Below are 21,497 nucleotides of genomic sequence, written 5' to 3' on the forward strand. Positions count from 1 at the left end.
CATGTGAACACCCTCATATGGGACAACAAACCACGCCCCAAAGATTGTAACCCCCTACTTCGCGTGCGGGATACCCAGCACGTCGAGCGCGTTGGCCATAATGGACTGGAACGGCACCGCAGCGGCATCTGAGCCGCTCGGCGTTCCGTCGAGCGTGATATAGCACAGCACCTTGGGCGATTGTGCCGGTGCAAAGCCCATAAAGGACGACATGTAGTTCTCCTTGAGGTAGCCGCCGTTCTCGTCGGCACGTTCGGCCGTACCGGTCTTACCCGCTACGTCATAGCCGTCAACCGCGCCGCCAACGCCCGTTCCCTCGGACACGACCGTCTGCATGCACGATGTCACCTGGGATGCGGCGTCCTCCGAAATCGCGCGCTCGCCTTCGCCCCAGTCCTTCTCGTCGCCTTTGCTGGACTTATAGAAGTGCGGTGTCATCATCACGCCGCCGTTGGCGATGCCGCCCACGGCACGTGCGATCTCAATCGGCGAGACAGACAGTGCCTGTCCAAAGCTCATCGAGCCCAGCGTGGCGCCGTCATACTGGTCACGCTCCTTGACGATACCCAGGCTCTCGCCCGGAAAATCTACACCAGAGCTGTGACCGATGCCCCACTTGTCCACATAGGTGGCAAAGTCGTCGGCACCGATCTTGCGCCCCACCAGGACAAAGCCCACGTTGGACGAACGGCGCATCATCTCGCGCACATCCATGGTCATGGCGTAGTCGCGCTTGTCGGCATCGGTGACGGTATCGTCGCCCACCTTGATGCTCGCCGGCACCTCAAACGACGTACTCGATCGCACGACACCCAAGTCGAAGCCGGCGCCCGCCACGAGCGTCTTAAAGACCGAGCCGGGCTCGTAGGCGTCGGTGACCAGGCGCAAGTTCATATCCTCGGTCTTGGCGTTTTCCAGATCGGTCTGGTCGTAAGTCGGATACGAGCAGGCTGCCAAGATCTCGCCTGTCGTAGGATCGGTGACCAGCGCCGAGCCGTTCTTGGCCTTTGTCTTCTCGACAGCCTCTGCCAGGGCATCCTCGGCCGCACGCTGGATATTGACGTCGAGCGTCGTCACGATATCAACGCCGTCGACCGCAGCCACCTTTTTATAGGCACCGCCCGCGATATAGCTGCCGTCCCTCGCGCGCTCGCGTACGAGAGAACCGTTCGTGCCGGTCAGAAGCTTGTTGTATTGCTTTTCGAGACCCGTCAAGCCGTCGTTGTCTACATTCACTACACCCAGCACCTGCGATGCCAGATTGCCGTATGGATATACGCGCTTCATGGCCTGCTCAAAAAGCACGCCGGGCAGGTTCTTCTTCTCCAGCGCCGCAACATCGTCTTCGTCCACCTGGCGCTTGATATACACCCAGGTTCCATCGGACTCAACGAGCTTGCGGCAGGTCTTTTTATCGATTCCCGTGGCTTTGACCAGCGCCGACACCGTCTTGTCCACGTCCTCGACCAGCTGCGGGTTTACGGCGATATTGCGGCATTCGACTGACGACGCCAGCACGTTACCGTTGCGGTCGTAGATGGTGCCACGTTTGGCATAGAGGGTCTGCGCAAGCAGGCGGCGCGCATCGGCACGCTCGCGCAGTTTATCGGCTTCGACAATTTGATAGTCGGCAAGGCGAAAGACGCCCAAGCCCAAGCCAAGCCCGATGAAGCCCATGACGGCTTTGCGGCGAGGCAGAGGCGCGCCTGTGAGCCATTCGGTCGACGAACTCTTGCGCGACCTGGTGTTATGCACTTGAGGGCCGCCCGAGCCGCGAAGTCGCGACGCCGGGTCGTTGCCACGGGACTGCCCGGCGTTGTAAGATTGCCGACCCGTTCCTTGATAACCAGAACGTCCCCGCGACGAGGGACGTCCAGAACCGCGGCCCCCATCGGAACCGCGGCGATAGTCATTTGTCATACTCAGCTACCGTCTTGCTACTGAGCGGTCGCGGTCGCGTTGGCGCCCGCGGCTGCATCCTGCGAAAAGTCAAGTGTAACGCTCTCGCTGGGCTCCACCATGCCATAAGCGCCCGCAAGGTCGCGAATGCGCGTGTCGGCGCCATAGACCGAATGCATGACCTCCAGGTCGGAGCTCTCATCGGTCGCCTTTTCGAGCGTGTTGGTAAGCTCGGCGTTGCTGTTGAGCACCTGGGCCGTAACGCCGGCAAGCGCCACGCGGGCGACGCCGATCGTCATGAAGATAGCCGCAATGATGCAAAACGTTTTAAGAACGCTCATGAAAACCGGGCTTACCGCCTGGTTTGCCTGACGGCCCGCGCCCGTGTAGACATCAAAGCGCGGCGTGCGCTGCTCACGGGGAGCAACGGGGGCCTGCGGCGTCTCACGATAGGCGGGCATGGCGTTCATATCATAGGCGAGTGCTGCGCTTGAAGTGTTGTAGCCCATGATATGCCGCCTCCCATCCCGAGTACGTTGGTAGTGTGTTTAAGCTTCGTTTATGGTGCGAGCGGGAGGTCCAATATCGCGCGGTCACGCCTACAGACGCTGCGCCACGCGGATTTTGGCTGATCTCGCCCGAGGGTTGCGCTCAACCTCATCAGGCTGGGCAACCAGGGGTTTGCGGGTGATGACCTTGAGTATCGGCACGTTGCCGCACACGCACACCGGAATCTCCGGCGGACACGTGCACCCCTGGCTCATCTCCTTAAAGTGGTTCTTTACGATACGGTCCTCGAGCGAGTGATACGAGATGACGCAGATACGTCCGCCCGGGTTGAGCCACCTGGTGGCGGCATCAAGCCCTCGTTCGAGCACATCGAGCTCGTGATTGACCTCGATGCGAATGGCCTGGAAACTTTTCTTGGCCGGGTGTCCACCATGCCGACGAGCGGCAGCCGGGATACCCGCCTTGATGATCTCGACAAATTGGCCGGTGGTTTCGATCGGTTCTTGCTCGCGGCGGCGCACGATCTCGCGCGCGATCTGCGAGGCGAACTTCTCTTCGCCGTAGACGCGTAGAATCCGGGCGAGGTCGTGTTCGTTATAGGTGTTGATGACCTCAGCTGCGTTTAAGGTGTTATTACCCGGATCCATCCGCATGTCCAATGGGGCGTCCTCGTTATACGAAAAGCCCCTGCCAGGGATATCGAGTTGCGGTGACGAAACGCCCAAATCGAACAGGAAGCCATCGACCCCGGGCACCTCGGCCGAGCAAAGCAGCTCGTCCAAGTCGCCGAAGTTGCCCTTCAGCAGCTGGTGCGGAACGCCGGGAACCTCGCGGTCCAGACGGGCGCCAGCGGCCTCGAGGGCCATGTCGTCCTGATCGACGCCGAGCAAAAGGCCCGTCTCCCCCACCTGCGCGGCCATCTTTACCGAATGGCCGGCACCGCCAAGGGTGCAATCGCAGACAACGGAGCCGCTCTTTAGCCGCAGCGACTCAAGCACTTCGCCGAGCATGACAGGTTCATGCCGATATTCTTGTGTCAAGATCCCACGCTCCATCCGTTACCCGTGCCTTGCCCTTACGAGAAGAAGAGGTCCAGCAGGGCCTCATCGTCATCGTCCTCATCGGCCGCGGCGCGATCCCAAACCTCAAGGTGGTCGTAGTTGCCCACAACCGTGACCTCGCGGTCAAGGTTCGCCTGCTTGCGGAGAGACTCGGAAAGACCGATACGACCGGCGCTGTCCACGTCCATCGACGTGGTGCGCTTGTTGATCGCCCTCATGAGCTTCTGGTCATTAATGTCACGCGGGTTAAAACCCTCGTGGCCCTCACGACCCGCGAAGAGTCCTTCGACCCACTTATCGAAGGCCTCGGCAGAGAACACGTACAGAGCATCGACATCCAGGGCTTTAAACACGCGAACGTGCTCTCCAAGCTCCTCGCGAAGGGGTGCAGGCAGGGACAGACGACCTTTTGCATCGAGATTGCGCTCGTATGCACCAGTCATTCCCATGTGCGCCCTCCCCTCGGTTACTCAGATGGCACGTACGCGGGGAACCACCCCGCCTGTCGATGTCATCAATAATATGGGGAACCGCCCCATTTTTCAACATCTTTCCCCACCCCTTCCCCCACCCCGCCCCACCACTCCACCCCCTATATGTTGCAAAACACCCCCGAGCATATGTTCGAAAACACAATATGTTGTGTTTACAGCAACGGCGGGATGCCACCTGTGGCATCCCGCCGTTCAACCTCAACCTTCAAGTTGACCTTGAGGCGATTTTTGCGTCCCTTTATATACCGTTCACATCGCCCCCCCAAACTCCCCCACCCAAGGCACGTGCGGCCCACTACCGCGACGCCAAGTGGCGAAAAATGGGACAGGCCCCAGATTGCCCATGCGCGCGCAAAAGCACGCCGCGGCAATCTGGGGCCCGTCCCCAAGTACCTATAAATATGCAGGCCAGCGATGTGTTAACGATGTGCTAGCGGATGCGCCGCCAGATAGACCTCGGTCAGTTGCGTTCGGTCGACATGCGTGTAGACCTGCGTGGTCGATATATCGGCATGTCCCAAGATCTCCTGTAGCACACGGAGGTCTGCGCCGCCCGCAAGCATATGGGTGGCAAAGGAGTGGCGCAAGGTATGGGGATGGAGCCCCACCAGCCCCACCTGACGCCCATACCGCTCGCATATCGCATGCACGGCCTGGCGCGACAGACGGCGGCCGTTCTTATTTAAAAAGACCGCCGAGGTCTCGGTTCCGCGGGCATGGGCCGCCAAGCGAGAACGCCCCTCAGTTACATAGAGCATCAGAGCTCGCGCCGCGCTTCCCACCAGCGGGGACAGGCGTTCCTTTGAGCCCTTACCGCGAACGAGCACAAAACCATCGTCGATATGGATATCGCCCACATCGAGCCCCACCAACTCGCTCACACGCAAACCGCATCCGTAGAGCACTTCCAAGATGGCATGGTCGCGCAAGCCCATCTCGCCCTCGGGGAAGTCTTGATCGAGCAGCGCCGAGACATCCTCCACCGATAGATACTCCGGCAAACGCTCAGCCTTTTTAGGCAGGCGCAACGCCGTCGTTGGATTTTGGGCCACAGCCCCATCGCGCACCAAAAAGGCATGCAGGCCCTTCACGGCCGCAAGCGAACGCTCCACCGAGGCATCGGAATAGCCCCCATCGCGACGGTCGGCGACAAAGCCCTCCACGACCTGACGGGTCACCTCTTCAAAAGACACAATACCCGCCCGCTCCAGATAGGCGCAGTACGTCGTCAGGTCACGACGATAGGCCGCAATCGTGTTGCGCGCCAAACCCCGCTCGACCGCGAGGTAATCGAGATACTCCCCCGCCGCCACGGCGAGCGACGGGGGAGTAGCTTCGGTATGTTCCTTATTCGCCGGCACCCTTAGTCCGTAGCGAGGTTCATGGGCGTCACCTGCAGACGGTCGACACCCTCGTGCTGGCCGATCGAAGCGCGCACGAACTCGCGGAACAGCGGCTGCGGGTTGGTCGGGCGGCTCTTGAACTCGGGATGAGCCTGGGTTGCCACATACCACGGATGCACGTCGCGCGGCAGCTCGACCATCTCGACCAGGCGCTCGTCGGGCGACAGACCCGAGATAACCAAGCCGGCGTCCTCGAGCTGGTCACGGAAGGCGTTGTTGAACTCAAAGCGGTGACGGTGACGCTCGTAGACGAGCTCCTCGCCATATGCCTCGCGAGCGAGGGTATCGGCGGCGAGCTTGCACGGATAGGCGCCCAGGCGCATGGTGCCGCCCTTCTCGGTCACGTCCTCCTGCGAGCTCATCAGATCGATGACGCTATACGGGCCATCCGGATCGAACTCGGAGGAGCTGGCGCCGGCAAGGCCGACGACGTTGCGCGCAAATTCGCACACGGCCACCTGCATACCCAGGCAAATGCCCAGATACGGAATCTTGTGCTCACGGGCAAACTCGGCCGCGAGGATCTTGCCCTCCAGGGCGCGCTTGCCAAAGCCGCCAGGGACTAGGATGCCCGAGGCGTCGCCCAGAACCTCGGAGACATTCTGCTCGTCGAGGCTCTCGCCGTCGACCAGCTGGACGTCCACATGGCGATCGTAGAAGACGCCCGCATGGTGCAGGGCCTCGATAACCGACAGGTACGCATCGGGCAGCTGCGTGTACTTACCCACGACGGCGATCTTCACCTTGTCGGCGTGATGGTTGGCGTGATTCTGTTTGCGCAGGAACTCGTTCCACTCGCTCATGTCGCGCTCACGCGGGTCCAGACCCAGGCGCTCGCAAATGCGCAGGTCAAAGTCCTGCTCGGCAAGCAGCTGCGGAACATCGTAAATGCTCGCGCAGTCCTCGTTGGTAAAGACGCAATCGGTGTCGACGTCGCAGAAGCTTGCGATCTTTCCGCGGATAGCGTCATCGATATGGTGGTCGGAGCGCAGCACGATGATATCGGGCTGGATGCCAAAGCTGCGGAGCTCCTTGACGGAATGCTGCGTGGGCTTGGTCTTGACCTCGTGGGCGGCGGCGATATAGGGAACGAGCGACACGTGGATGTAGCAGACGTTCTCGGGGCCGGCCTCCTTGCGGTACTGACGGATGGCCTCGACAAACGGCTGCGACTCGATGTCGCCGATCGTGCCGCCCAGCTCGGTGATGACCACATCGGAGCCGGTCTGCTCCTCAATGCGGCGGAACTTGTCCTTAATGGCATTGGTGACGTGCGGAATCACCTGCACGGTGCCGCCCAAAAAGTCGCCGCGACGCTCGCGGGCGATTAGGCTTTTGTAGATGGCACCGGTCGTAAAGTTGGAATCGCGGGTCAGGTTCTCATCAATAAAGCGCTCGTAATGACCCAGGTCCAGGTCGGACTCGTAACCATCCTCGGTAACGAAGACCTCACCATGCTGGAACGGGCTCATGGTACCGGGGTCGACGTTCAGATACGGGTCGGCCTTCTGCATCGTTACTTTGTAGCCACGCGACTTGAGCAGACGGCCCAGCGAGGCCGCGGTAATACCCTTGCCTAGGGACGAAACCACGCCACCGGTTACGAACACATGCTTGGTCATATTGAGTTACCTGCGCTTCCCGTAGAAGTTGTTTATCCACATCTTACGGGTCTTCATTGTAATACTCGCGCCGCGGACCGTTCGCAATTTTTCTCGCGTGCGATTGCATTTCTCAATCTTGAAACAAAACGCCGCCCGGTTTCCCAGGCGGCGTCGCTATGGCAAGGGTTACATGCTGCTATCGATTAGCAACCGCGTCCTCAAGCATTTCTTGAACGAGCATGCCGGTACGGACGCCCTCAAGATACCATTCGCCACGTTCGGTGAGGCAAATGCCATTTGCAAGCTGACCGCCGTCGTCGCTATAACGCGAGACGACATCAATCATGCCTTCGGAATCCAAGCGATCGATTGCGGCGCGGGCACGATACGGCGAAACCCCCACGCGCTCGGCAAGCGTTTTGCGCGAGAAACCATACGGCCCGCCATTGTCTTCGGTTTGCTGGGCGATCTCCATCAACACCAGCACTTCGACACGCTTCATATCGTTGACACTCGCACGACCCTTGCCCGCCATGGCAGCCTCCTCTAACCGAGCACGAGCATCCAGCGCGCCGTGCACGACCGACACACCTCACGATGGCAGGTAATATCCATCATGCGGCATCCCGCTAAGGATGAAACAGTTACAGTTATTGTATACCGCTCAAATCGTTTCCAGGCAGGTAAACGGCTATTTTTCGCCGAAATAGACGCTTAATTGATCAAAAAGCCGTACCGGGCGCTAACCCGATACGGCTAAAATGCAACGCAATTACCGCGGTACTTCAAACCTATCGATGGAAGAAACCGCGGCGCTCAAACTTGGGCTCGCAGCACACGTTGATACCCAGTTTGCGCAGTACCGTCTCGTCCGTCGGCGAGATGATCACGCTAAAGAAGGCATCGCAACCGCGCAGCTGCTCCAGGCCCGAAAGGACGCGAGCGGCCGTCTCACTCGTGGCCGAGGTGATCGACAACGCCATAAGCGTCTCGTCGGTGTGGAGGCGCGGGTTTTTGCTTCCCAGGAAATGCGTCTTGAGCTTGCTGATGGGCTCGATCGCCTCATCGCTAATGACCTCGAGCTCAAGGTCGACGCCCGAGACATGCTTGAGGGCGTTCATAATGAGCGAACTTGCGGCGCCCAGGCGCGTGGAGGTCTTACCGGTCACCACGGAGCCGTCTGGCATGACCATGGCACCCACGGGACCACCCGTCAGTTGCTCCCTGGTGAGGGCCGCCGAGCGCGCCGGTGAGTAGTTCTTATCGATGCCGGCTTTCTTCATAATAATCTTGAGACGGTCGACTTGCTCATCGCCCACGCCAGTACGGCGCACATTTTCGACCGCGGTAAAGTAGCGGCGGACGATCTCCATCTTTGAAGCGTCGCGGCAGGCATCGTCATCGGTGATGGCAAAGCCGACCATATTGACGCCCATGTCCGTGGGGCTCTGGTAGGGGCTCTTGCCCAGGATCTTTTCCATCAGGGCGCGGACCACCGGGAAGGCTTCGACGTCGCGGTTGTAGTTGACCGTGGTCTTGTTGTAGGCCTCAAGGTGGAACGAATCAATGATATTGGCATCGTCGAGATCTGCCGTGGCGGCCTCATAGGCAATATTGACCGGATGCGTCAGAGGAAGATTCCAGACCGGGAAGGTCTCGAACTTGGCATAGCCAGCGGCGGTGCCGTGCTTATGCTCGTGATACAGCTGAGAGAGGCAGGTGGCGAGCTTGCCCGAGCCAGGGCCGGGCGCCGTCACGACAACGAGCGGACGCGTGGTCTCGACGAACTCATTCTTGCCGTAGCCTTCGTCAGAAACGATCAGATCGACATCGTGCGGATAGCCCTCGATGGGATAGTGCAGCTTGGCGGGAATACCGAGCGCGTTCAGGCGGTTGCGGAACACATCGGCAGCGGGCTGGCCGGCATATTGGGTGATGACCACAGCCGCGACGGCAAAGCCGTTGCCGCGGAACAGGTCAACCAGGCGCAGCACATCCTCGTCATAGGTAATGCCGAGGTCACCACGAGCCTTGTTTTTCTCGATGTGGTTCGCGTTGATCGCGATGATAACCTCGACATCGTCGGCGATGCTCTTGAGCATGCGGAACTTGCTGTCCGGTTCAAAACCCGGCAGCACGCGGCTCGCATGATAGTCATCGAACAGCTTACCGCCAAACTCCAAATAGAGCTTGCCACCAAACTGCGAGATGCGCTCCTTAATGTGAGCAGCCTGCAGCTCGATATACTTCGCGTTGTCGAAACCCTGGCGCATGTATGGCTCCCGTCCCGTTTCCATTTAATGTTCTAGGCGATTATAACGGAGCCCGCCCTCCCCGATACCCAGACCATCAACAGGCACCAACCAAACATCCGTCAAACCTCTTGTCGGACATATTTGGTGCAAACTAACCTGACCCCATTGCACCGCCCCATAACACCAACAATGGCAGCGCCGCAGGTGGAGCAAAAGTCAGCGAAAGCCCGCCAGAGCGAGCAAGGTGACGTGAAAGAGGAGGGCATAGGCCTTTTGGCCATGCCCGACGATTGAACGTCAGATTGCCGCTCTGGCGGGCTTGCAGCGTCGGGTGGTTCCGGCGTTTGGTAAAACGCCGGAACACAAGAGCGCCCCCTCCCGCGCACGGAACGGAAGGGGGCTAAAGGTAGGAGTCTACCGGTGGGTTTACCCCACCGGACAGACGATGACCAGGTGATCCTCTACAGGATCGTCAAGGTTTCCGTGGGGTACCCGTTGGGTACTTAGAGCAACACGCAGGCGACGGTCAGGATGATGGCGCAGACGACGGAGAGCGCGACGATGAGCTTAAGGGCAAACTTGAGCCAGGTCGTCCACTCGATCTTGGCCAGGGCGAGACCGCCCATGATGGCGCCGGAGGTCGGGGTGAACAGGTTCACGACACCGATGGCGGCGGAGAAGATCATGACCATGACCTCGGGCGAGAAGCCGAGCTTAACAGCCAGCGGTCCCATGATGGGCATGGAGACGGTGGCCATACCGGAGGTCGAGGGGATCAGGAAGGACAGGCCGAAGTAGACCAGGAAGCTCATGGGAGCGAAGATCACACCGGACAGACCAGCCAGGGCATTGGCGGCAGCGTCGAGGACGTAGACGTCGAGGCCGGTGTTAGCCATGAGGACGGAGATACCACGAGCGAGGGCGATGACGAGAACAACGGACATCATGTCGGCAGCGCCGGTGATGAAGGTGTTGACGATCTGCTTCTCGGACAGGCCACCGATGATACCGATCAGGACAGCCATGAGGAAGAACCAGGTGGAAGCCTCGTCGAAGTACCACTGGCCAATGGGCAGGCCGGTGATCAGGGCAGACCAGCCCTGGACGACGGCGTTACCGTCGGCATCGTAGACAGCGCCAGCGTCAAAGAAGTTGGCGACGCCCTCGTTGAGGTCGGCCAGCGGGATGAAGCCGACGATCATGACGACGAAGGTGAAGGCAAAGGCGATCAGAACACCCTTCTGACGACCGGTGAGCTTGACCTCATTGTGAACCTCGGAAGCAGCCTTGCCGTGAGCCTCTTCGGCGTCCTTGAGCTCCTGCATCGACAGGATGGTGGAACCCTTGTCAGCCTTGACCTTCTTGGCATAGCTCATGACGAAGAAGATGGACATAGCAGTGGTAACAATCCACAGGACGGCACCGAGGCCGATGATGATGGACTGGTTGACCTCAATGCCAACGCCGGTCAGAGCGTCGACGGCAGCGCCGACGGCGAACGGGTTAACCGTGGAGCCCAGGCAGCCGCAGCCAGCGCCGAGCAGGACGGTGGCGGCACCGACCATCGGGTCGAAGCCAGCGGCCATCATGGTAGCGGCAAGCAAGGCGTAGAAGGGAACGGTCTCCTCGCACATACCATAGGTGGTACCACCGAGGGAGAAGATGAGCATCAGCACGGGAATGAGCATGATCTCATCACCCTTAAGCTTCTGCACCAGGACGGCGATGCCGTTGTCCAGGGCGCCGGTCTCGGTCATCATGCCGAGGAAGCCGCCCAGGATCATAACGAAGAGGCAGACGGGCAGAGCGTCAGCGAAGCCCTTAATCGGGGCGGTGCAGAAATCGCTCAGACGGGCGGCAGTAACCGCGCCACCGGACGTGCCGGAGACGATAACGGTAATCACTGCGACAATTGCCAGCAGAGCAAGAAGAATGGTGAACGATGAAGGCATACCGCGCTTTTTCTTAGCGGTCTCAGTCATAGTTCTCATCCCCCCTTCATAAATCATTTACTGATCTCGCCCGAAGCGGCTCTTCCGTGCCGTGCCTGCCGCCTGGTGCGAGATATTTACCAGACAAAGCCGCTCGGGGTGTGCAGCAAGACACCCCGAGCGAGATGCTAGATGCTCTTACTTGAGCGTGGCGTACATGACAGCCTTGATGGTGTGCATGCGGTTCTCGGCCTCGTCGAAGACCTTGGAAGCGGGGCTCTCGAAGACCTCGTCGGTGACCTCCTGCTCGGTGATGCCGAACTGCTCGCACTTCTCGGCGCCAATGGTGGTGTTGGTGTCGTGGAAGCTGGGCAGGCAGTGCAGGAAGATGGCGCCCGGGTTGGCCATAGCCATGACCTCGGAGGTAACACGATACGGGGTGAGCTGAGCGATACGCTCGGCCCAGACCTCGTCGGGCTCGCCCATGGAGACCCACACGTCGGTGTAGATAACGTCGGCACCGGTGACGCCGTCCTTGACGTCGGTGGTCAGCTTGATGGTGCAACCGTTGGCCTCGGCGATGGGCTTGCAGGCCTCGATGACGTCGTCGGCGGGCATGCACTCCTCGGGGCCGCAGGCCACGAAGTTCATGCCGAGCTTGGAGCAGACGACCATGAGGGAGCGAGCGACGTTGTTCTTGCAGTCGCCCATGAAGACGAGGGTCTTGCCCTTGATGTCGTAGTTGAAGTTCTCCTGGACGGTCAGGATATCGGCGAGCATCTGGGTGGGATGCCACTCAGTGGTCAGGCCGTTCCACACGGGCACGCCGGACTTAGCAGCGAGCTCCTCGACGTCGTCCTGGGCAAAGCCACGGAACTCGATGCCGTCATACATGCGGCCGAGAACGCGGGCGGTGTCCTCGATGGACTCCTTCTTGCCCATCTGCGACGAACCGGGATCGAGGTAGGTAACGCCCATGCCCAGGTCCATGCCGCCGACCTCGAAGGCGCAGCGGGTACGAGTGGAGGTCTTCTGGAAGAGCAGAACGATGTTCTTGCCCTCGAGATAGCGGTGCGGAACGCCAGCGCGCTTCATATCCTTGAAGTTCTTGGAGAGCTTGAGCAGGTACTCGATCTCCTCGGTGGTGAGGTCGAGAAGCTTGAGGAAGCTACGGCCGGAGAGGTTAACACCCATGGTTTGATTCCTTTCGAAGAAATGAATTACGTAAGTATTAGTGTTGCCCGTTTAACGGGCGAAGCCGGTGCGGTTGTAGGGGGACCGCACCGGAAACGGAAAGACTTAGAGGTCCTCGCGCCAGAAGGGCATGCTCATGCAGCGCGGGCCGCCGCGGCCGCGGGAGAGCTCGGCGGAGGGCACGACGAGAAGGTCCAGGCCCTCCTTGTACAGCACGTCGTTGGTGACGGTGTTGCGGGCGTAGACGCAGATCTTGCCGGGCTCGACGCACAGGGTGTTGGAGCCGTCGTTCCACTGCTCGCGGGAGGCCGCGATCGGGTCGCCGCCGCCGCAGGGGATCAGCTTGACCTGGTCGACGCCGGTGGCGTCCTCCAGGACGTGCTCGAGGGTGTCCTCGATCAGGCGGATGTTCACGTCGCCCGGGTTCTTGCCGGCGGTCAGCTCGTAGACGCGCAGGGTGCCCATGATGGCGGGGTGGATCGTGAACTTATCGACGTCGATCTGGGTGAAGACCGTGTCGAGGTGCATGAAGGCGCGCGAGACCGGGATGTCGAAGGCCAGGATGCGCTCGACCTTGGAGTCGGAGTTCCAGAAGATGTTCTGGGCCATGACGTCGATCGCGGCGGCCTGGGTGCGCTGGGAGATGCCGACGGCGAGGGTCTTCTCGTTGATGTTCAGCACGTCGCCGCCCTCGGTGTGGAACTGGCAGTCGCGGCGGAAGTACAGCGAGACGTCCTTGTAGTCGGGGTGGTACTTGAAGACGTACTTGCCGTACAGGGTCTCGCGGTTGCGGGTGACCGAGTACATGCGGTTGAGGTTGACGCCCTCGCCGACGACCGCGAACGGGTCGCGGGTGAAGTAGAGGTTGGGCATCGGGTCGATGATCAGGTCGGACTCGGACTCGGAGTTGACCAGGGAGTCGAGGGTCGTGGACGCCGTGAGGGGCATGTCGATCTCGGCCTTGGTCATGCCGGCCATGGTCTTCTTGACGAACTCGAGGTTGTCCTCGATGGAGTCCAGCTTCTCGCGGACGATCTGCGGCATGTGCTGGCCGCGGATGCCGGCCTCGGCGATGTACTGGTCGGTGAACTCGGCGCGGGCGCCGGGGACCTGGTCGAACACCTCTGCGACGAGGTTCTCGAGATAGAGGACCTCCACGCCCTGGTCCCTCAGGATCTGGGCGAAGGTGTCGTGCTCCTGCTGCGCGACCTCCAGGAACGGGACGTCGTCGAACAGGAGTCGCTCGAGCTCGTCGGGCGGCAGGTTGAGGAGCTCGTCGCCGGGACGGTGCAGGCAGACCTTCCTGAGCTTGCCGATCTCGGAAGGCACGTGCAGACCTTTCGTCATGGCCTCCTACCTTTCTTTCGGGCCCTTGTCAGGGCCGATTCGTTAGCGCCCCTCCGTGTGAGGCGTTATTGCTGACGACATATTTATATCCAAAATCAGCTCATACTTCCACCTTGTCCCCGAACGGTTTTTTATAGGGGGGTGAACGGCATACACATATACTTCACGCATGGCACACTTCATCTTAATAAAGCGTATTTACGTGCTTAAACGCGTTTTCAATCCTAAAATCAAATGGAACTAAACTTTGCTAAACCATCCTCAAATTGCATATTTCCAATAAAGCTATGAATAGAATTAGCGGTTCATACCGTGTCTCAACCATTTTCATTTTTATTCAGAAAAAAGTTTGTCCTATTCATTTCTGGTAAATAAATTACCGTTTACCAGACGCTTGATACCGTTCACCGGAAACTCAGTATAAGGCCCAGCGGATACCGGCTCGCTTTACGGCCCCATTTGTAACAACTTGACTTCTCGGTATAGAAAAACGGACCCGCTTCACTAGGGAAACGGGTCCGGTTTCGATTATCTTCGGCCAATTTAGATAACGCCCTCGAAGATCATCGGAATCCTAGCGATCAAACTCCGCCAGCGCCTCGCCCAAAAGCCTCAGGCCCTCGCGCAGAACGTCCTCGCTCGCGCAGTAGCCCAGGCGTGCGCCACAGGGAAGCTCAAAGCGGCTGCCGGGTACCAGCAGCACTCCCCTCTCGGACAGCAGTCGCTTGCAGAACTCCTCGTCGTCCTCGGGAATATCCAGCTGGATAAACGAGGTAGACACGCCCTGCGGCGCCGTCCAGGAAACGCGGTGCTGCGTATCGATCCAAGCCTGCGCGATATCGCGGTTGCCAAACACGATCTTGCGATTGCGCTCAAGGATCTTGTCCTTGTGCTCAAGCACATAGGTCGCCAGGGCATCGTTGAACACGCCGCCGCAGATCATGGTGTAATCGCGATAGGTGCGGATGCGGCTGGATATCTCTTCGTCTGCCACGACCCAGCCCACGCGGGCCGCAGGCGTCGAATAGGTCTTGGACACCGAGTTGGTGACAATGGCATTCTCGTACACGTCAGCCATCGACATAAAGGCCTCGGTGTTCTCAAGCGGCAGATACACCTCGTCGCACAGCACGTAGGCGCCCACCGGACGGGCGATCTCGGCAATCTGGCCGAGCATATCGGCATCGAGCACCGTACCGATGGGGTTCGATGCGTTGTTGATGCAGATGAGTCTGGTGTTGGGGCGCACCAAGCGCTTGAGTTCCTCGATATCGGGCTTCCAGCCGAGTTCCTCGCGAAGCTCCCAATACTCGACCTCGGCGCCCAGCGTGCGCGGAATCTCGTAGAGCGGCGCGTAGGTGGGCCACTCGGCGATAACATGGTCGCCGGGCTCGACCACAGCCATGATGGCGTTGAGGTTAGCGCCCGTGCAGCCATTGGTCTGCAGAATGTGATCGGGATTGACCTCCCGACGATACAGCTTGGCAACCTCGGCCTTAAACTCCGGCGAGCCCTCGATCCAGCCGTAGTTCATCTTCTCGCGATCCAGGCGCTCGTAGAACGTGGCGCCGTCCTGTTCATCAAGCGCGCGCAGCTCGCCCATGGTGAGCGACGAGATCGTCGACTGGGCGATGTCCCACGTGGCGCTCTTCTCCCAAACGTTGAGCCATTCCTCAACGCCAATCGTCTTGATGTCCATGGCCAAGCTCCTTACAAAAGCAGTCATCCAATCGTGTTGACGTTCCTCATACAAGATTGGGGCGGTGCGAAAACCCGCACCGCCCCAATGGGAGACATCTAATGGCAGCTAGATGTATGTATTATGACCTGTACGGGTCCTAGAAGACCCTAGAGGTCCTCGCGCCAGAAGGGCATGCTCATGCAGCGCGGGCCGCCGCGGCCGCGGGAGAGCTCGGCGGAGGGCACGACGAGAAGGTCCAGGCCCTCCTTGTACAGCACGTCGTTGGTGACGGTGTTGCGGGCGTAGACGCAGATCTTGCCGGGCTCGACGCACAGGGTGTTGGAGCCGTCGTTCCACTGCTCGCGGGAGGCCGCGATCGGGTCGCCGCCGCCGCAGGGGATCAGCTTGACCTGGTCGACGCCGGTGGCGTCCTCCAGGACGTGCTCGAGGGTGTCCTCGATCAGGCGGATGTTCACGTCGCCCGGGTTCTTGCCGGCGGTCAGCTCGTAGACGCGCAGGGTGCCCATGATGGCGGGGTGGATCGTGAACTTATCGACGTCGATCTGGGTGAAGACCGTGTCGAGGTGCATGAAGGCGCGCGAGACCGGGATGTCGAAGGCCAGGATGCGCTCGACCTTGGAGTCGGAGTTCCAGAAGATGTTCTGGGCCATGACGTCGATCGCGGCGGCCTGGGTGCGCTGGGAGATGCCGACGGCGAGGGTCTTCTCGTTGATGTTCAGCACGTCGCCGCCCTCGGTGTGGAACTGGCAGTCGCGGCGGAAGTACAGCGAGACGTCCTTGTAGTCGGGGTGGTACTTGAAGACGTACTTGCCGTACAGGGTCTCGCGGTTGCGGGTGACCGAGTACATGCGGTTGAGGTTGACGCCCTCGCCGACGACCGCGAACGGGTCGCGGGTGAAGTAGAGGTTGGGCATCGGGTCGATGATCAGGTCGGACTCGGACTCGGAGTTGACCAGGGAGTCGAGGGTCGTGGACGCCGTGAGGGGCATGTCGATCTCGGCCTTGGTCATGCCGGCCATGGTCTTCTTGACGAACTCGAGGTTGTCCTCGATGGAGTCCAGCTTCTCGCGGACGATCTGCGGCATGTGCTGGCCGCGGATGCCGGCCTCGGCGATGTACTGGTCGGTGAACTCGGCGCGGGCGCCGGGGACCTGGTCGAACACCTCTGCGACGAGGTTCTCGAGATAGAGGACCTCCACGCCCTGGTCCCTCAGGATCTGGGCGAAGGTGTCGTGCTCCTGCTGCGCGACCTCCAGGAACGGGACGTCGTCGAACAGGAGTCGCTCGAGCTCGTCGGGCGGCAGGTTGAGGAGCTCGTCGCCGGGACGGTGCAGGCAGACCTTCCTGAGCTTGCCGATCTCGGAAGGCACGTGCAGACCTTTCGTCATGGCCTCCTACCTTTCTTTCGGGCCTTTCGGCCGAATCTCTCAGCGCCCTTCCATAGCGGACGCTGCTTGCTGACAGCTCTAGTTATATCCAAATTCCACCCGCAATTCCACCTCGCCCCCGAACGGTCAACAAAGTGCGATGAACGGTATATCGCACGAGATTCCCCCATAATGTACTTCGGCGTTCTAAAGTAACTTTTCTAAGGTAAACGCTCTTTTTTCCTAAAAACTATTTGCAATTGCATCTCTAAACTTTTGATTCAGAATTGCATAGCTAAATCGGTTTTATGTATATAAATGATGTTTGTTTACGTTTCCGCCTGCATTCAATGCTATTCAGCTATCCATCATTCTTATTCACACTTACGTACCAGTTGAGTGAGGATATAGACCGCTTGCAGACGAGCAGGACGTCAGTCCTATGACTTGTCAGCGTAAGAAGTAGGTAAAGATACCGTTCACGCGATACGTCCGTGCCAGCGGTCGACTAAATTGAGACAATAGTGATTAGTGTTAGGCTACCGTCCCTTGTGGGGACTGAACGGACAGATGCATATGCCGAGCAAAATCGAAAAGAAGCAAGCCGCCGCAAAGCTGCGCAAACCGCCGCGCGACTTCTCGTACACGCAAAACCGAGAGCTCAGCTGGCTACGCTTTGACAACCGCGTGCTCGACGAAGCCTTCGACGAAACCGTTCCGTTATTCGAGCGACTAAAGTTCGTCTCGATCTTCGAGTCCAACCTCGACGAGTTCCTTATGGTGCGCGTGGGCGGCCTGTCCGATCTGGCGGAGCTCAAAAAACAACCTGTCGACAACAAGAGCAATATGACCGCCTCCGAACAGGTCGATGCTGTCATGGCCGAAATGCCCGGGCTCCTTACCCGTTGGGAGTCCATCTTTAAGAGCATCGAGGGCAAGCTCGACACCTTGGGCGTTCACCGCGCCCGCATCGATTCGCTTACGCCCGAGGAGCGCACCTTTGTAACCCGCTACTTCCAGGCCTACGTGTCACCGGTCATCTCGCCGCTGGTCATCGATCCTCGCCACCCCTTCCCCAACCTGCGCAATGGCGCGCTCTATCTGGCCTGTGGTCTGGACGGTGCCACCGACGAGGAGAGCCTGCTGGGCCTTATCGAGATTCCCGCCTCGATGAACCGCGTGGTCGAGATCCCCTCGCCCACCGGCACCTACTCCTACATCTTGCTCGAGGACGTCATCCTCGCCTGCCTGGACAGCTGCTTTGGCTCCTATAAGCCGCTGGATCGTGCGCTGATCCGCGTCACCCGCAACGCTGACATCGATCCGGACGGCGAGGGCGTCGAGGAGGAAGAGGACTACCGCCAGCACATGAAGCGCATTCTCAAGAAGCGCCTGCGCCTGCAGCCGGTAGTGCTCGCGGTCTCGGGATCGCTCGAGAAGGCGACGCTCAAGACTATCCGCAAGGCGCTCGAGCTTTCGCGTCGCTCGGTCTTTACCTGCGATATCCCGCTCAACCTGGGCTACGTCTTTGGCATTGAGGGCAAGATTCCCGAGCACCTGCGCAACGAGCTGCTCTTTACGCCGTTTAAGCCGCAGCCCAATCCCACCATCGACATGACCCGCTCCATCCGCGAGCAGGTGCTGCAGCACGACAAGCTGCTCTTCTACCCTTACGAGGCCATGAACCCGTTCTTGGACCTGGTGCACGAAGCAGCCTACGACCCCGAGTGCATCTCGTTGCGCATCACGCTCTACCGCGTGGCCAAGCAGAGCCGCCTATGCGAGTCGCTGATCGATGCTGCCGAGAACGGCAAAGAGGTCACGGTGCTCATGGAGCTCCGCGCACGCTTTGACGAGCAGAACAACATCGAGTGGGCCGAGCGCCTGGAAGAGGCCGGCTGCACCGTCATCTATGGTTCCGAGGGCTTTAAATGCCACTCAAAGATCTGCCAGCTCACCTATCGCGAGGGCATGGCGCTAACGCGCCTCACACTTTTGGGCACCGGCAACTTTAACGAGAAGACGGCCAAACTCTACAGCGACTTTATGCTCATGACAGCCCATCCCGGCATCGGCGAGGACGCCAACCTGTTCTTCCGCAACCTGTCGCTGGGCAACCTGCGCGGCGACTACCGCTTCCTGGGTGTGGCGCCCGTCGGACTGAAACCGCTCATCATGCGCGGGCTTGACCGCGAGATCCAGCGCGCCCTTGCCGGCGAGCCCGCCCGCGTGTTCTTTAAGCTCAACTCGCTGACCGACCGCGAGGTTATCGACAAGATCGCCGAGGCATCGTGTGCCGGCGTGCGCGTAGACATGATCATCCGAGGCATCTCGTGCCTCAAGCCCGGTGTTCCGGGCAAGACCGAGAACGTGCATGTCCGCTCCATCGTCGGACGCTTTTTGGAGCACGCGCGCGTCTATGCTTTCGGCGTGGACTCGGACATGATTTACCTGAGCTCGGCAGACATGATGACGCGCAACACCGAGCACCGCGTGGAGATTGCCTTCCCCGTGCTCGACCCCACCTGCCGCGCTCTGGTGCACGAGTACATGGGCATGCAGCTGCGCGACAACGTGAAGGCCCGCAGCCTCACGAGCGACGGCACCTGGGTCCCCGTGGAGCGTGCAGAGGGTGAGAAACCCTTCAACTCACAGGAAGCCCTGCTGGAGCGCGCCTATCGCAACGCCGAGGCCGCCGCGCAGCAGCGCGCACAGGAGAAGGAACGTGTGGCCGAAGAAGCTATTCAGGCCGAGGTTGAACATGGGGCAGCCGCCAAACCGGAAGCGGTTGCCGCTCCCCCGGTGAATGAGCCCGAGGCTGCCGCAGAGCCCGCCATGGAGAAAGCGCCCGAGCCCGCTACCGCGACTCCGGAGCCCGCCGCCGAGGCAAAGCCCGCCCCAGCTCCTGATCCGCAGCCGACCACGCCCAAGGTCCAAGAGGTCCAGGCGACCGTCATTGAGCCCGAGCCTGCACCTGCACCTCAGCCCGAGCCGCAGGTCACCAAGTCCGCACCCGGGACGAGTGCCCGTCGCGATAAGCCCGCCGGCAAGACCAAGGCCATCGAGCGCCATCGCCCCGGTCGCGTGCGCATGGGCCTGGGTCTGATCGGCCTGGGTCTTAAGACGCTCATTACCGGCAAGACGAAATAGTCGTTTGTAGAAGCAGTTTGTAGAAGCGCCCCGCATTTGAGGAAAGCCTCGGATGCGGGGCGCTTTTCCCTGCTACCATGGTGCGAGCAACAACGCGAATGACAGGCAGGAATATGAAGCTCACTATAGAATCGATGACCTACGGCGCCGACGGGCTGGCGCACGCCGACAACGGCAAGGCCGTCTTTGTGCAGGGTGCCGTGGCAGGCGACACCGTCGAGGCCGAGGTCGTACAGGACGGCAAGTCGTTCATGCGCGCCCGCACCACCGAGATTCTGGAGCCAAGCCCCGATCGCATTCAGCCTCCCTGCCCCTTCGTGGGCATCTGCGGCGGCTGCTCGTGGGGCAATCTCTCACGCACGGCACAGCTCGCCGCCAAGGAGCAAAACCTGCGCTCCACGCTCGAGCGCATCGGCAAGTTCGCTCCTGAGCAGGTCGATGAGTTGGTACAGCCCATCTGCCACACCAAGGACGACTGGGGCTACCGCAATAAAATCGAGCTCGAACCGACCGTCGTCAACGGTCGCGTGCGCCTTGGCATGCACGGTGTCGACCCCAGCAAAATCGTGACCGTCGATACGTGCCCGCTGTTCGATAAGCGCTTCCCGAAGGCGCTCAAATCGGTCGTCGGCGCGCTCAACTATCTGAGCGGCAGCCACGACCTGGGCCTCGAGCGCGTGGGCATTCGCGCCTCGCGCCGCACCAAGGCGCTCGAGGTCGCTCTCTGGACGCCTACGGGCTCCTTCCCGCGCTCGCAGGTCTCCCGCGTTCTGGCAGACGCCGCTCATCCCACGAGCATCGTGCGCGTGATGAGCAAGGGCGAAAAGAAGGCCCGCCGTGTCTGCAAGGTCGAAATGCTCGCCGGAGAGGGCTCATGGACCGAGAATATCGCCGAGGGTCAGATGCGCTTGTCTGCCCCGTCTTTTTTCCAGGTCAACACCAAGGGTGCCGAGATTTTGATCGAGCTTGTCATGGAAGCGCTCGACCCGCAGGAAGACGAGCTTGCCGTGGACCTGTACTGCGGTGCCGGCACCTTTACCCTGCCGCTCGCCCGCCGCTGCGACTTTGTCGCTGCCGTCGAGGCCTACGGCCCCGCCGTGCGCGATCTACGCCGTAACCTGGAAATCAACAAGCTTGATAACGTCGACGTCATTGGCGGAGACGCGGTGCGCGAGTTCCCCGACCAGGACGCCGATGTCCTAGTAGTCGACCCGCCGCGTGCAGGCCTAGCGCCTGAGGCCATCGACCTCATCGCCAGCACAAGCGCTCGCGACGTCGCCTATGTGAGCTGCGACCCGGCCACCCTGGCGCGCGATCTTAAACGCTTTGTCGAGGAAGGCACTTTCTCTCCCATCAAGATCACACCGGTCGACCTATTCCCGCAAACCTTCCACTGCGAAACGGTCGTCCACCTTAGGCGCAACTAGACTGTTTGCCCAAGACCACGCCCGATGATTTTCTGAGACGGGGATAAAAATAAATTTGCTCCGAATGATTATTTAAGGCTCTGTTAGACCAGGATTGACATACATGTGTCCCCACGGTGCCATATCGTTGACCCCATAGACCGCGATGATGGG

15 protein-coding genes are annotated in these 21,497 nt (G+C 60.2%); 2 read left to right on the plus strand and 13 right to left on the minus strand.

Features of this window, described 5'->3' with window-relative positions:
* Window positions 1-54 precede the first annotated feature (54 nt).
* From ACESUZ_RS03985 to arcA (ACESUZ_RS04045), 13 genes are all read right to left on the minus strand, one after another.
* Entirely contained in the window at window positions 55-1,677 is a 1,623-nt protein-coding gene (locus ACESUZ_RS03985) for a peptidoglycan D,D-transpeptidase FtsI family protein (RefSeq protein WP_373198615.1), read from the minus strand.
* A 260-nt stretch (window positions 1,678-1,937) separates the two neighbouring features.
* Window positions 1,938-2,408 (minus strand): hypothetical protein, encoded by a 471-nt coding sequence (locus ACESUZ_RS03990; protein ID WP_022094483.1) that lies wholly within the window; start codon window positions 2,406-2,408, stop codon window positions 1,938-1,940.
* 90 nt (window positions 2,409-2,498) lie between these two features.
* Window positions 2,499-3,464: a 16S rRNA (cytosine(1402)-N(4))-methyltransferase RsmH gene (gene rsmH, locus ACESUZ_RS03995; RefSeq protein ID WP_006234266.1), complete on the minus strand. Its 966-nt coding sequence runs from the start codon at window positions 3,462-3,464 to the stop codon at window positions 2,499-2,501.
* Window positions 3,465-3,484: 20 nt separating this feature from the next.
* Window positions 3,485-3,913 (minus strand): division/cell wall cluster transcriptional repressor MraZ, encoded by a 429-nt coding sequence (locus ACESUZ_RS04000; protein ID WP_226802758.1) that lies wholly within the window; start codon window positions 3,911-3,913, stop codon window positions 3,485-3,487.
* A 470-nt stretch (window positions 3,914-4,383) separates the two neighbouring features.
* The gene (gene xerD / locus ACESUZ_RS04005; RefSeq protein WP_373198618.1) at window positions 4,384-5,325 is read right to left on the minus strand and encodes a site-specific tyrosine recombinase XerD; all 942 of its coding nucleotides are present in this window, start codon (window positions 5,323-5,325) and stop codon (window positions 4,384-4,386) included.
* A gap of 2 nt (window positions 5,326-5,327) precedes the next feature.
* Window positions 5,328-6,989: a CTP synthase gene (gene pyrG, locus ACESUZ_RS04010; protein WP_006234274.1), complete on the minus strand. Its 1,662-nt coding sequence runs from the start codon at window positions 6,987-6,989 to the stop codon at window positions 5,328-5,330.
* Window positions 6,990-7,167: 178 nt separating this feature from the next.
* Window positions 7,168-7,506: a helix-turn-helix domain-containing protein gene (locus ACESUZ_RS04015; protein WP_373198620.1), complete on the minus strand. Its 339-nt coding sequence runs from the start codon at window positions 7,504-7,506 to the stop codon at window positions 7,168-7,170.
* Window positions 7,507-7,762: 256 nt separating this feature from the next.
* The gene (locus tag ACESUZ_RS04020) at window positions 7,763-9,244 is read right to left on the minus strand and encodes a DUF1846 domain-containing protein (RefSeq protein ID WP_022094206.1); all 1,482 of its coding nucleotides are present in this window, start codon (window positions 9,242-9,244) and stop codon (window positions 7,763-7,765) included.
* Window positions 9,245-9,729: 485 nt separating this feature from the next.
* Window positions 9,730-11,217: a YfcC family protein gene (locus tag ACESUZ_RS04025; protein WP_373198622.1), complete on the minus strand. Its 1,488-nt coding sequence runs from the start codon at window positions 11,215-11,217 to the stop codon at window positions 9,730-9,732.
* A 138-nt stretch (window positions 11,218-11,355) separates the two neighbouring features.
* Window positions 11,356-12,351 (minus strand): ornithine carbamoyltransferase, encoded by a 996-nt coding sequence (gene argF / locus ACESUZ_RS04030; RefSeq protein WP_006234279.1) that lies wholly within the window; start codon window positions 12,349-12,351, stop codon window positions 11,356-11,358.
* A 105-nt stretch (window positions 12,352-12,456) separates the two neighbouring features.
* Window positions 12,457-13,698: an arginine deiminase gene (arcA, locus tag ACESUZ_RS04035; protein ID WP_099431519.1), complete on the minus strand. Its 1,242-nt coding sequence runs from the start codon at window positions 13,696-13,698 to the stop codon at window positions 12,457-12,459.
* A 574-nt stretch (window positions 13,699-14,272) separates the two neighbouring features.
* The gene (locus tag ACESUZ_RS04040; protein ID WP_373198624.1) at window positions 14,273-15,397 is read right to left on the minus strand and encodes an aminotransferase; all 1,125 of its coding nucleotides are present in this window, start codon (window positions 15,395-15,397) and stop codon (window positions 14,273-14,275) included.
* A gap of 149 nt (window positions 15,398-15,546) precedes the next feature.
* Complete coding sequence (gene arcA / locus ACESUZ_RS04045) at window positions 15,547-16,788, minus strand: arginine deiminase (RefSeq protein ID WP_099431519.1); 1,242 nt, start codon at window positions 16,786-16,788, stop codon at window positions 15,547-15,549.
* A 555-nt stretch (window positions 16,789-17,343) separates the two neighbouring features.
* Between arcA (ACESUZ_RS04045) and ppk1 the strand changes: the two genes are divergently transcribed.
* Window positions 17,344-19,917: a polyphosphate kinase 1 gene (gene ppk1, locus ACESUZ_RS04050; RefSeq protein ID WP_373198625.1), complete on the plus strand. Its 2,574-nt coding sequence runs from the start codon at window positions 17,344-17,346 to the stop codon at window positions 19,915-19,917.
* A gap of 98 nt (window positions 19,918-20,015) precedes the next feature.
* Window positions 20,016-21,344, plus strand: a complete 1,329-nt coding sequence (gene rlmD, locus ACESUZ_RS04055) for a 23S rRNA (uracil(1939)-C(5))-methyltransferase RlmD (RefSeq protein WP_373198627.1) — start codon at window positions 20,016-20,018, stop codon at window positions 21,342-21,344.
* Window positions 21,345-21,497 lie beyond the last annotated feature (153 nt).

The organism is Collinsella aerofaciens ATCC 25986 (assembly GCF_964239575.1).
GTDB classification, from domain to species: domain Bacteria; phylum Actinomycetota; class Coriobacteriia; order Coriobacteriales; family Coriobacteriaceae; genus Collinsella; species Collinsella aerofaciens_BQ.